The sequence below is a fragment of the Elioraea sp. Yellowstone genome, assembly GCF_006704265.1.
Lineage (GTDB): Bacteria > Pseudomonadota > Alphaproteobacteria > Acetobacterales > Acetobacteraceae > Elioraea.
The window spans coordinates 1-12,299 of sequence record NZ_VIKA01000020.1 but is presented as its reverse complement, the minus strand read 5'-3'; the positions used below and the strand labels follow the sequence as shown (position 1 = coordinate 12,299).

General features: G+C 72.9%; 11 protein-coding genes. 2 read left to right on the top strand and 9 right to left on the bottom strand.

The annotated features are described in order from the left end of the window. Positions 1-568: 568 nt before the first annotated feature. The 7 genes from FK498_RS05135 to FK498_RS05105 are packed head-to-tail and all read right to left on the bottom strand — an operon-like array spanning position 569 to position 7,978. The gene (locus tag FK498_RS05135; protein WP_141852216.1) at positions 569-1,105 is read right to left on the bottom strand and encodes a DUF3833 domain-containing protein; all 537 of its coding nucleotides are present in this window, start codon (positions 1,103-1,105) and stop codon (positions 569-571) included. Between the two features lie 16 nt (positions 1,106-1,121). After that, positions 1,122-1,841, bottom strand: coding sequence for a metallophosphoesterase (locus FK498_RS05130; RefSeq protein ID WP_141852214.1), 720 nt, complete (start codon positions 1,839-1,841; stop codon positions 1,122-1,124). Next, positions 1,838-3,196, bottom strand: a complete 1,359-nt coding sequence (locus FK498_RS05125; RefSeq protein WP_237560837.1) for an MFS transporter — start codon at positions 3,194-3,196, stop codon at positions 1,838-1,840. The genes FK498_RS05130 and FK498_RS05125 overlap by 4 nt, the downstream gene beginning before the upstream one ends. Then, positions 3,189-4,409: a cyclopropane-fatty-acyl-phospholipid synthase family protein gene (locus tag FK498_RS05120; protein ID WP_141852210.1), complete on the bottom strand. Its 1,221-nt coding sequence runs from the start codon at positions 4,407-4,409 to the stop codon at positions 3,189-3,191. The genes FK498_RS05125 and FK498_RS05120 overlap by 8 nt, the downstream gene beginning before the upstream one ends. Positions 4,410-4,427: 18 nt before the next feature. After that, positions 4,428-5,192: a DUF1365 domain-containing protein gene (locus FK498_RS05115; RefSeq protein WP_141852208.1), complete on the bottom strand. Its 765-nt coding sequence runs from the start codon at positions 5,190-5,192 to the stop codon at positions 4,428-4,430. Further along, positions 5,189-6,520, bottom strand: coding sequence for an NAD(P)/FAD-dependent oxidoreductase (locus FK498_RS05110; RefSeq protein ID WP_141852206.1), 1,332 nt, complete (start codon positions 6,518-6,520; stop codon positions 5,189-5,191). The genes FK498_RS05115 and FK498_RS05110 overlap by 4 nt, the downstream gene beginning before the upstream one ends. Beyond that, a complete protein-coding gene (locus FK498_RS05105; RefSeq protein WP_141852204.1) occupies positions 6,521-7,978 on the bottom strand; it encodes a deoxyribodipyrimidine photo-lyase in 1,458 nt (485 codons plus the stop codon). It lies immediately after the preceding gene. A 208-nt stretch (positions 7,979-8,186) separates the two neighbouring features. On the opposite strand from FK498_RS05105, the gene FK498_RS05100 reads away from it, so the two are divergent. After that, on the top strand, positions 8,187-8,816 hold the full coding sequence (locus FK498_RS05100; protein ID WP_141852202.1) for an FMN-binding negative transcriptional regulator: 630 nt from the start codon (positions 8,187-8,189) through the stop codon (positions 8,814-8,816). A gap of 94 nt (positions 8,817-8,910) precedes the next feature. Then, positions 8,911-9,483: a fasciclin domain-containing protein gene (locus FK498_RS05095; RefSeq protein WP_141852200.1), complete on the top strand. Its 573-nt coding sequence runs from the start codon at positions 8,911-8,913 to the stop codon at positions 9,481-9,483. Between the two features lie 16 nt (positions 9,484-9,499). Here the strand turns inward: FK498_RS05095 and pdeM are convergent, their stop codons facing one another. Both pdeM and FK498_RS05085 read right to left on the bottom strand, forming a co-directional pair. Beyond that, on the bottom strand, positions 9,500-10,183 hold the full coding sequence (pdeM, locus tag FK498_RS05090; RefSeq protein WP_141852198.1) for a ligase-associated DNA damage response endonuclease PdeM: 684 nt from the start codon (positions 10,181-10,183) through the stop codon (positions 9,500-9,502). Next, positions 10,180-12,299: ligase-associated DNA damage response DEXH box helicase (locus FK498_RS05085; protein ID WP_141852196.1), on the bottom strand; the 2,120-nt coding region annotated here is incomplete at its 5' end. The genes pdeM and FK498_RS05085, both read right to left, overlap by 4 nt.

Sequence of the window (12,299 nt, the reverse complement as noted above, 5' to 3'; positions counted from 1 at the left end):
CCGTCGCCGGCACGCCCGCCTTTGTGAAGCGGTTCGCGCCGAGCTGCCCCTTTTCGGTCCGACAGGTGAACCGATCGCGGACAGGAGTTCTTCGCCGGCCTGGGCCAGGACCAACCGCGCGCATGGCAGATCGAGTTCCGACCGAGTCGCGCCCGCTCCCCGCACCTGAACGGCAAGGTCGGGTGGGCGCAGCGCACCGTCCTCGATGGGTTCCGGGCGCGGGCAGCTCTCGCCGCGCATGACATCGCCGAGCGGCGCGCGGACTGGCTCGGGTTCTGAAACACCCGCTCAGCTCTCGGCAGCCGGACGCCAGCCGGGCACCGCCCGGGCGCCATATCAGGCTGCAGGCTGTCGTCCCGACCGACAAGGCGCTACGCCCAGCCTACGAGCTCGCCGGGGCGTGGAGCCGAACCCGGCACAGTACGGTGGGAGGCCGGTCCCGGCCCCTGACATGATCTGTGCAGACCTCAAGGCTCAGGTCACCAAGCTGTGCGCCGGTCCCGACCTGTCGGAATGGCCCAGGCGCTTCCTGGCGCGCATCTTCACCCGATCGGGATGCGCGCTCGTGTCACGACGCGCTCACGCGCCGAAAGGCGAGCTGCACCGTGCCGATCCAGATTCCCCAGCGATAGACCTTCGCCGTGTTCAGCACGACCTCGTCGTCGATGCGGAACATCCAGTCGTCGAAGCGCACCTCCCAGGTGCTGTCGCCGACCTTCAGGTTCAGCCGGTAGCCGAAGCGGAACGCGTTGCCGGCCTCGCGCCCGGTCGCAACGCCGACGACGTCCGCCGCGCGCCCCTCCCACTGCCGCTCGCCGGTCCTCGTCAGGCGCCAGATGCGTTTCTGCGTCTCGCCGTCGTCGTAGAGGAAGTCCTCGTCCAGCGTCAGCGTGGTCCCGTCCCAGGTTCCGGTGATGTCCACCGTGAAGGTGCGCCGCACTGTGCCGAACCGATCCTCGAACAGTCCCCAGGCGCGCGTGCGGCCGGCGAAGTATTCCTCCAGCCTCAGTTCGGGCGTGCGCCCGGCGAAGTCCTCGATCCTCATGCCGCTGCCGCAGCCCGCGAGTGCGAGCACTGCCGTGAGCGCCGCGACGATTCGCCGCATCGCCGTCCTCCGTCCATCATGTTTCGATGTCGATCCACGATAGGTGTCCCCCCTTGCCGGCGCCCGTGTCCAGGAACACCGCGCGTCCGCCGCGAGCGCCGCCGACGATGTGGGGGCGGCCGTCGCTGCTGCGATTGTCATGGCCGCAATAGACCGTCAGCCCCGCGGGGATGTGATCGACCCAGTCGAGCACGCGCACGGGATAGCCCGCCTCGGTCAACGCGCCCTTCACGGTCTGGCCGAACAGGGCGCGCGCGACCAGCCCGTCGGGACGCCGCGCGCCGGCCTCCGGCGGGCTAGGTTCGGTCAGCATGGCGGGGTGGAATCCACCATGGACGAACAGGGCGTCGCGCCAGACGAGCCAGGCTGGCGCGCGCGCGATCGCGGCGATTGCGCGCGTCGCGAGCACGGCGCCCTCCGGATGGCGGGCAAGCTGCGCGAGCGTGGCGTCGAGCCCGCCCGCTTCGACCGTCACCTTCTGGCCGAGCAGCGCACGGCGGAGCTTGTGGTCGTGGTTGCCGAGCAGGAACAGCCCGGCGCGGCGGTCGATCAGCGCCAACATCGCCGCGAGCACACCGGGCGAGTCCGGCCCGTGATCGGTCAGATCGCCGATCTGCAGCACGAAGAGCCGCGCCGCCTCGGCGCCCGCGATCGCGGCGTGGAACGCCTCCGCCTCGCCGTGCACGTCGCCGACCACGCGGATGCCCGCGAAGCCCTCAGGCAGGTCAAGCCTCATCCGGACCGTTCCAATCTCGCACGGATCGCGGCCTGTGCGGCGCGGTCGAGCGGAAAGCGCCACATCAGCGCCACCGCGCCGAGCTTGAGCGCGATCGGCACGACCGCGTAGAGCCCGACCAGCGCGCCGAGCCCTTGCGCGCCATCCGGTCCGATCCGGAAGCCGAGCGTCTCGAGGAGCGGCAGGCCGAGTCCGACCGCGAGCGCGTTGCCGGCCTTCTGGGCCATGCTCCAGGCGGCGAAGAACAGCCCCGCGCGCGGCGATCCGCTCTCGGCATGGTCGAGGTCGATCACGTCGGCCTGGATCGCCGGCGGCAGCGCGAGATCAGCGCCGAGCGAGATGCCGGTGAGCACCGAGATGGCGAGGAACGGCAGCCAGTCGCCGGGGCCGAGCAGGGGCACGAGGGCGAACACCGCCGCCGCCCACAGCATCGCGATGCACCAGGCGCGATGCTTCGAGAGCCGGCCGGCAAGCCAAGTCCAGAACGGCACCGCCGCCACGCCGGCGACGAAATAGCCGAGCAGCAGCAGGCCCGCACGCGCCTCGGCTGCCAGCAGGTGCGTCACCACCAGCAGGAACAGCGCTGCCGGCAGGCCGTTGGCGACACCATTCACCACCCAGGCGGCCAGCAGGCGCAGGAACGGGGCGTTGCGCCCGAGCGGCGCGAGGAAGGCGGCGAGCGAGCGCGGCGGCGTGCGCCGTGCCGGCGCCCGCGGCTCCGGCACCAACGCGAACAGGGCGGCGAAGCCCGGCACGGACAGCGCGAGCATGGTCAGCGCCAGCGCGTGCAGATCGGCCGTGATGCCGCCTGGCACCAGCGCCGGCACCAGCGCCGAGCCGACGATCCCGCCGATCGTCGCGCCCTCGCGCCAAGCGGTGATGCGCGTACGCTCATGATAGTCCGGCGAGAGCTCGGCACCCCAGGCGGCGTAGGGCACCGCCACCATGGTCCAGCCGAGATAGACGAGACTCGCGGTGGCGAACAGGTGCAGCGCGCCCGCGCCCTCGGGCGGCACCAGCAGCAGCCACACCGCGGGCGCCGCGATCGGCAGCGCTGCCGCGATCCAGGGCCGCCGGCGACCGAGAGGGCCGTGCGTACGGTCCGAAAGCCAGCCGATCAGCGGATCGGTGACGCCGTCGATGAGGCGAATGGCCAGCAGGATCGCCCCGACCGTGGTCAGGCCGAGGCCCATCGTGTCGCCCCAGAACGCGGGAAGGTAGACGTTCAGCGGCAGGCCGAGCAGCGCCAGCGGGAAGGCGGGCAGGCCGTAGGCGGCAAGCACCCGCGTGCCGAGCCGCCGTGCGCCGGGCGCTGCGTCGCGCGCGGCCCGGCCCGCCGGCGCCGCATCAGGCACGGGCGAGCACGATCCGGCCGACATCCGTCCAGCCGGCGCGGAAGCCCGTCTCGCAATAGGCGAGGTAGTACTCCCAGAGCCGCTTGAAGCGCGCATCGTAGCGTCCCGTCGCGGCGATGCGCGGCCAGGCGGCCTGGAACGAGTCGTTCCATCGTCGCAGCGTCTCAGCGTAGGAGGCGCCGAACCAGGAATCCGACAGCCAGGCGAGGCCGGCGCGCGCCACCTCGTCGCGCAGCCGTGACGGGCTCGGCAGCATCCCGCCCGGGAACACGTAGCGCTGGATGAAGTCGGCGCTCCGCCGGTAGTCGGCGAAGAACCGGTCGGCGATCGTGATGATCTGCAGTCCCGCCCGTCCGCCCGCGCGCAGCCGGTCGCGCAGCGCACGGAAATAGGCCGGCCAGTACGCCTCGCCCACGGCCTCGAACATCTCGACCGAGGCGATCGCGTCGAAGCTCTCGCGCACATCACGCCAGTCCTGGATGCGGATCTCGACGCGCTCGGCGAGCCCCGCCGCGGCGATCCGCGCGCGCGCAGCCTCGGCCTGCGCCTGCGACAGCGTCAGCGCCACCACCCGTGCACCGTGCTCGCGCGCGGCGACCTCGGCGAGATGGCCCCAGCCGCAGCCGATCTCGAGCAGCCGCGCCCCCGGCGCGAGCGCCAGCGCATCCAGCAGGTTCCGCAGCTTGCGCTCCTGCGCCTCCTCCAGCGTTTCCTCGGCCCGCAGGAACTCGGCCGACGAGTAGGTCATGGTCCGGTCGAGCCAGGCGGCGTAGAAGTCGTTGCCGAGATCGTAATGGGCGGCGATGTTGCGTCGCGCGCCGCGCCGGGTGTTGGGCCGGAACGCGTGCGCGAGGCGCGACAGCCAGCGGATCAGGCTGCTGCCGCGCAGCACCCTCGTCCACTCCGCCTCGTTCGCCGCGGCGAGCGCCATCACCGCGCGCAGATCGGGCGTGGTCCACTCGCCGTCGAGATAGGCCTCGGCCCAGCCGAGGCTGCCGCCCAAGGCGAAGCGCCTGATCGCGCGCGCCGAGACGAGGGTCACCTCGGCTGCGGGGCCGGGCCGGTCGCCGCGCACGCGGTGGCGCGTGCCGTCCGGCAGCGTGAGCTCGAGTTCGCCCGCGCGGATCAGCCCGGCGATGCGGAGTGCCAGACGATGCCGCCGCTGCGGCGCGGCCAGGGGCGCGGCCGACAAGGTGGTGTCTGTTCCGTGCATGGCGATCCGGCGTCTCTCTCAGGTGGCGACGGTCGGGGCGGGACCGGGTGGAGTCGGGCGTGGATGGTAGCGCGCTCCCTTCAGCCACAGGCGCAGCGCGTGCCAATGGATTGCCGCCATGGTCTTCACCGTGACGAAAGGCACGGCGGCAAGTGCGCGAGCCAGTGCCGCATCCGTCAACGGCACGAGCCGGCCGGCAAGCGAGGCGGTGAGGACGCGCGCGCCCTGCTCGTGCTCCTCGATCACCAGTCCGAGGCGCCGGTCGGACAGGGCAAGCGTGAAGCCGTAGCGCGCCGCCATGCCGATGAAGGGCGAGACGTGCATCGCCTTGTCGGTCGCGTGCCGATGCGGGACCTTGCCGTCCAGGGCGGCGACATAGGCGTGCTGGTCACCGAAGGTGTTCTTCACCTGGTAGATCACCGCGCTCGGCAGCCCCGCCTCGTCCTCGCCGAGATAGAGGCTGATCGGATTGAAGGCGTAGCCGAGCACGCGTGGCATGGCGAGAAGCCGGATGCGCGTCGGCCGTGCGATCCCGGCTGCGGCGAGCTGCATGTCGGCCCAGCCGCGCAGGCTCGTGCCGTCGCGCGGGCCGTGATCCAGCGCGTGGAAGGACACGACGCCGGCCCGCTCGCAGGCGAACAGCCGGGACGCCCGATCCGCCTCCTCGAGCCGATCGAGATCGAGCAGCAGCGCCCAGATGCGGTGATCGAGGCGATAGCGGAACGGGCGATGGCGCAGATGCACCACGCGCGCGCGCAGGATCTCGGCGGCGGGGCGGGTCATGCCGCGGCCGCGAGGGCGGGCGCGCGGTCTGCGGACGCGCCGTCCCAGGGCACCGCCGCGCCGAGCGCGCGCGCCACCGCCACGGCCGAGGCGATGCCGTCCTCGTGGAAGCCGTAGCCGCACCAGGCGCCGCAGAACCACACGCGGTCCCGCCCCTGGATCGCCGGCAGCGCCCGCTGCGCGCGCAGCATCGCCGCATCGTACTGCGGATGGCGGTAGGTCTTCGCGACGAGCACCGAGCCCGGCCGCGGCGCGCGGAACGGATTGAGCGAGACCAGCAGAGGCCGCGGCGTGGCGAGGTTCTGAAGCCGGTTCATCCAGTAGGTGACCGCGATCTCGCGGGGGTGATCCTCCGGGCCGCGCGCGAGATAGTTCCAGGACGACCAGACGGCGCGTCGGCGCGGCATCAGTGTCGCATCGGTGTGCAGAAGCATGGCGTTGTCCTGATAGCGAACCTGCGACAGGATCGCACGCTCGGCGGCGCTCGCCGGCGCGAGCAGGCGCAACGCGACATCGCCATGCACCGCGAGCACCACCTGATCGAAGCGCCTTGCCTCGCCGTCTGCCAGGTGCACGGTCGCGCCCTCTTCATCGCGCTCGACCGCGGCCACCGGCCGGCCCGCCACGACCCGCCCCGCGAGCGCCTCGGCGATGCGCGCGACGTAACGGCGCGATCCGCCCACGACGGTGCGCCAGCGCGGTCTTCCGGTGAGGCGCAAGAGCCCGTGGTTCTCGAAGAACCGGACGAAGGCGCGCGCGGGGAAGTCGCGCATTCCAGCGACGCTCGCCGACCAGATCGCCGCGCCCATCGGCAGCAGGTGGTCGTTCACGAAGGCCGATCCGTAGCCCTCGCGTGCGAGGAAGGCGCCCAGGGTGAGGTCCTCGTCGGCATCGGCGAGCCGCGCCGGCGCCTCGCGGTAGAAGCGCAGCACGTCGCGCAGCATGGCGAGGAAGCGGGGGCGAACAAGGTTGCGCTTCTGCGCGAAGAGCTGCGGCCAGGCCCCGCCGGCATATTCGAGCCGCCCGTCCCCGATCGAGACGCCGAAGGACATGTCGGAGGGGGCGGTCGGCACGTCGAGCGCGGCGAACAGCCGCACCAGGTTGGGATAGTTCGTCTCGTTGTAGACGATGAAGCCGGTATCCACGGCGACCCTCCGGCCATCGACCTCCACCTCCTGGGTATCCGCGTGTCCGCCGAGCCGGTCCTCGGCTTCGAACAGCGTCACGGCGCAGCGTTCGCGCAGCAGCCAGGCGGCCGAGAGGCCGGCGATGCCCGCCCCGATCACCGCCACGCGCAGATCTGCGCGCGGCCGGAACAGACCGTCCATTCAGCGGAATCCCCTGTGCTGCGCGATGCTCTCGAGGGCGGCGAGGGCGCGCGCCCGCGCCGCGGCGTGGTCGACGATCGGGTGAGGATAGCTGCGGCCGAGCGTGACGCCGGCGTCCTGGAGCTCGATCGGCGGGGCTTCCCACGGCGCGTGGATGTGCGCCGCCGGCAGGTGCGCGAGTTCGGGCACCCAGCGCCGCACATAGGCGCCCTCCGGGTCGAACTTCCGGCCCTGCAGCACCGGGTTGAAGATGCGGAAATAGGGGGCGGCATCCGCGCCGCAGCCGGCGACCCACTGCCAGGAGGCGCTGTTGGAGGCGAGATCGGCGTCCACCAGCGTGTCCCAGAACCAGGCCTCGCCCTCCTGCCACGGGATCAGCAGGTGCTTGATCAGGAACGAGGCGACGATCATCCGCACGCGGTTGTGCATCCAGCCCGTGCGCCAGAGCTGGCGCATCCCGGCATCGACGATCGGGTAGCCGGTGCGCCCGCGCTGCCAGGCACGCAGCGCCGGCGGATCGTTCCGCCATGGGAAGTTGCGGAACGCCTCCTTCAGCGGCTGTTCGGGCATGTCGGGGTTGTGCCAGAGCAGATGATAGGAGAACTCGCGCCAGAGAAGCTCCTTGAGGAAGGTCTCGGTGCCGCGGCGTCGCGGCGCGCCCGCGGCCTCGGCGGCATGCCAGACCTGGCGCGGCGAGATCTCGCCCCAGTGCAGATGCGGGCTCAGGCCCGAGGTGGCGTCGCGATCGGGACGGTTGCGATCGGTGTCGTAGTCCTCGAGGCCACGGGCGAGGAACCGTTCAAGCCGCGCCTGCGCGCCATCCTCGCCCGGCCGCCAAGTCGCGCGCAGCCCGCCTGCCCAGTCGGGCGATGTCGGCAGCAATCCCCAGTCGTCCAACGACTCCGAGGGAGGCAGGCGCTCGGGCTGCGGGATATGCGCCGGGGCAGCCAGGGGGCGCGGCGGTGGCGCCGCGGCAAGACAGGCGCGGCTGAACGGCGTGTAGACACCGAACGGCCCACCCGCCTGGGTCCGCACCGTCCAGGGTTCGAACAGGAGCGCTGCGTTCGCGCCGTGGATCGCGACACCCCGCCGCTTCAGCGCCGCCGCCACGGCGGCATCGCTCGCGCGCGCCCAGGGCTCGTAGAGGCGGCTCACATGCACGGCGACCGCGCCGGTCTCCTCGACCAGATGCGGGATCGCGTCGATGGCGCGGCCGCGGCGCAGCACGAGCCGGCTGCCGCGGTCGGCGAGCGCGCCGGCGAGCGCGGCGAGGCTCACATGCAGCCACCAGCGCGCCGCCCCGCCCGGTGCCCAGCGCCCGGCCGCGTGCTCGTCGAGCACGAAGACGGGAATCACCGGCCGGCCGGCAGCGACCGCGGCAGCGAGGGCGGGATTGTCGATGAGGCGCAGGTCCTGGCGGAACCACAACAGAACCGGCGCGCCGGCGGGAAGGCCCATGCGACGAGAAACACCTCAACCGTGACGTGTGGGCGCCGTGGACCGCCTTCCCGCTGGCCCCGGCGTTCGATCGAGCATGGCCGGTATATGGCCGCGGTCGCGGGGCTGCAAAGCCTCACGGTCGCGCCAGGACGGGTTCCGATCGAGGGCATGTACCCCACCGGCCGGGGGGTTGCGGGCACGACACTCCCCCTCCAGAGTGCGGCCGATGTACGCCCCGCCGTCCTTCCGCGTGAAGGAGCAGGCGGAGCTTCGGGCGATGATCGCGCGGCTCCGCTTCGCCACCCTTGCCGTGAACGGGCCTGAAGGTCCGGTCGCGGCGCATCTGCCGCTGGTCATCGAGCCCGGGCGCCAGGACGCGCTGGTCGGCCATGTCGCGCGCGCCAACCCGATCGTCCCGCTGCTGCGCGAGCGCCCGGCAGCCCTCGCCTGCTTCGTCGGGCCGCATGCCTACGTCACCCCGTCCTGGTATGCGTCCAAGCGCGAGCACGGCAAGGTCGTGCCGACCTGGAACTACGTCGCGGTGCAGGCGCGCGGGCGGATCGAGCCGGTGGCCGAGCCGGAGGCCTTGCGCGCGATCGTCGCGGCGTTGACGGATGCGCTCGAGGCCGCCCGTCCGGAGTCCTGGGCGGTGGACGACGCGCCGGCGGACTTCATCGCCGGGATGCTGAGGGGGATCTTCGGGTTCCGGCTGCTGATCGCCGGGCTCGAAGGCAGCGCCAAGCTGAGCCAGAACCGGCCCGAGGCCGACCGGGCCGGCGTGGCGGAGGGGCTTGCCGGCTCGCCCCTGGAAACCGACCGCACGATTGCCGCGTTGATGCGGGAGGAGCGGCGCTAGCGGCCCGTCGGACAGCGAGGTCGCCTCCGCCGCCGGCTGCGAGGGCGGCTCCATCGCGGAACCGCCCCGCCGCATAACGACGGGAGAAGCGATCATGACGACGCGACGGTTCGTGCTGTTCGGCAGCGCGGGACTGGTGCTGGCGGCCTGCGGCGGTGCGGCGACGACGGAGCGGGCCGCGCCCGCGCCGGCGTACCGCGACCTGGCGACGGTCCTGGCGAGCGATGCCGACCTGGAACGCTTCGTCGATGCCATGAACCGCACCGAGGCGGATCAGATGCTGCGCAGCGCCGGGGTCTATACCGTGTTCGCGCCGACCGACAGCGGCTGGGGCGGGATCCCCGCCAGCCAGCGCGAGGCGCTGTTCCCCGCCAACGCGCCGGCCGATCCGGTGCGCGGCCGCGCGCTGGTCAGCGCCCATGTCGTCGAGGGGCGCCATCCGCTCTCCGAGTTCGAGGGCCGCACCGTGCGGCTGGTGACGCAGAACGGCAACCGCATCGTCGTGGACGGCACCGATCCGAACCGGATCACCGTGCGGTCGGAGCGCGACGCCGGCTACGGCGCCGGCACGGGCGTCGTCGCTTGGGGCGCCTCGACCATCACGCGCGCCGACATTCCGGCCTCGAACGGGATCGTCCACATCGTCGACCGGCCGATCCTGCCGTGAGCCGGCGCCGGGCGGCTCACGCCGGCTCGGCCTCGCGCAGTTCGACGAGCGTGAAGCTGTAGAGGCGGCCGCGCCCGAGCAGGAAGGCGCGGCCGCCGCGCGGGAAGAGCGCGCGGATCGCGGGCTCGCGCACGTCGAGACCGCCCGTGTAGGCGCCGAAGGCGGGCAGCACGACGCGGCGCGGGTCCACGACGAAGCAGGGTCTGGTCACCCACTTGCCGCGCGTTGCGACACTCGCTTTCGGGTGCAGATGCCCGGAGATCTCGCCCGCCTGCCCGGTCGCATCGTGCCGGAAGGTCAGCAGCCCCTCGCGCAGGGCCTCGGTGGCCACACCGGGCAGGCCGTCGGGCGGGGCAGGGTCGTGGTTGCCGAGAACCCAGACCAGCTCGAGCGTCTGCGCGAGCGCAGCCAGGCGCGCGGTGTCCTCGCGGGCGAGCCGCGCGGCGCCGTGCCGGTCATGGAACGAATCGCCGAGGGCGACCAGCCGCGCGGGCCGGTAGCGCCGCACCAGCGGGATCAGCCGGTCGAGCGTGGCGCGGCTGTCATAGGGCGGAACAAGCGTGCCGCGTGCCGCAAGCGCCGAGCCCTTCTCCAGGTGCAGGTCGGCGACCACGAGGAGGCGGCGCGCCGGCCACCAGAGCGCGCCCTCCGGATCGAGCATCAGCCGTTCGCCGGCGAGGTGGATCGGTGCTGCGCTCATTCGGTGAACGGCAGCGCGCCCTGGCGGCGGCCGCCGATCCGCCGCAGCGTCGCACGGCCCTGGGTGCCGAGCGCGCGACCGGATGCGCGCTTGCGGTCGCGCGCGGCGTCCGCGCGAGGCACGGGATGGACGGGGGCCGCCGGCGGCTCGGCCTCGCCCAGCGCCTCGGCCACCAGCGCCGCCTCGGCCTCGGCGAGCAGCGCCTCCTCGCCCGCGCCGGCCACGCTCTCCTTGCCGACCTCGAGCAGCACCGGCACGGCGAGCGGCGAGACGCGCGAGAGCGCCATGTGCACCACGCGGCCTTTCGCGCGCTTGAGCAGTGCGGCGACGCGGCCGACATCGACGAGGCCGCGCGCGGCGTCCGCGCGGGTGGCGCGCAGCAGCACATGGTCGGGCTCGTGCTTGCGCAGCACGTCGTAGATCAGGTCGGTGTTCACGGTCACCTGGCGGCGCGACTTCTCGGCCCCGGGATGGTGGCGATCGACCAGTCCCGCGATCACCGCGACATTGCGGAAGGTGCGGCGGAGCATGGACGACTCGGCCATCCATTCCTCGAGATCGTCGCCCAGCATGTCCTCGTCGAACAGTTCGGCGATCCGCACCGGCTGGTGCGCCGACCACACCGCGACCACGTAGTCGGTGGCGACGAAACCGAGCGGGCCGAAGCCCGCGCGCTCCATCCGCCGCGTCAGCAGCATGCCCAGCGTCTGGTGCGCGTTGCGGCCCTCGAAGCAGTAGGCGACCAGGAACCAGCGTCCGCCGCGCGGGAAGGTCTCGACCAGCAGGTCGTTGCGGCCGGGCAGGCGCGAGCGCGCCTTCTGCAGGCGCAGCCACTCGGCGACGTCCTCGGGCAGGTCGTGCCACGCGGCGGGATCCTGCACCAGCGCGCGCACCCGGTCGGCGAGCGAGGTGGTCAGCGGCAGCCGCCCGCCGGCATAGGCCGGCACCTTCGGATCGTCCCCCGCACCCGGCGAGCACTCCACCACCGTCTCGCGCAGCCGGTCGAAGCGCAGCAGGCGGCCGGCGAACATGAAGGTGTCGCCGGGTTGCAGCATCGAGACGAAGTATTCCTCGATCTCGCCCAGCACCGGCCCGCCGAGGCTGCGGCCGAGCTTCACCTTGAGGAGCGGCGCCTCGACGATGGTGCCGATGTTCATGCGGTGCTGGCGGGCGACGCGCGCATTCGCCACGTGCAGCCCGCCCTCGGCGTCGCGGAACAGCCTGCGGTAGCGGTCGTAGGCGGCGAGCGCGTAGCCGCCGTCCTCGACGAAGCGCACCACGTCATCGAAGTCCCGGCGCGACAGATCGGCATAGGGGGAGGCGCGGCGCACCTCGGCATAGAGGTCGTCCGGGTGGATCGGCCCCGCGCACACCATGCCGAGGATGTGCTGGGCGAGCACGTCAAGCCCGCCGGGCGGGGGCGGATCGCCGTCGAGGTCGCGCGCGGCGACACCGGCGATCGCGCAGCGGCACTCCAGCACCTCGAAGCGGTTGGCGGGGACGAGGATCGCGCGCGAGGGCACGTCCCAGCGGTGGTTCGCGCGGCCGATGCGCTGCATGAGCCGGCTCACGCCCTTCGGCGCGCCGACCTGGATGACGAGATCGACATCGCCCCAGTCGATGCCGAGGTCGAGCGAGGAGGTGGCAACCACCGCCTTCAGCCGCCCCTCGGCCATCGCGGCCTCGACCCTGGCGCGCTGGTCGCGCGCCAGGCTGCCGTGATGCAGCGCGATCGGCAGCGCGTCGTCGTTCAGCCGCCACAGCGCCTGGAACATCAGCTCGGCCTGGGCGCGGGTGTTGACGAAGACGATCGCGCTGCGCGCCTGCCGGATCAGGTCATAGATCGCCGGGGCGGCGAGCAGGCCCATGTGCCCCGACCAGGGCAGCGGTCCGTCCGGCAGGCGCACGGCGATCTCGGGGGCCGCGCCTTCGGGCGCCTCGACGATCGCGACCCCCGTGCCGCGCCCGTCCGCCGAGAGGAGGGCGACGAGCGGCGTGCGGTGCGCCACGGTGGCGGAGAGCCCGAGGCGGCGCGCGCCGGGGGCGAGGGAGGCGAGGCGCGCGAGACCGAGGGCGAGCTGGTCGCCGCGCTTGGTGCCGGCGAGCGCATGGATCT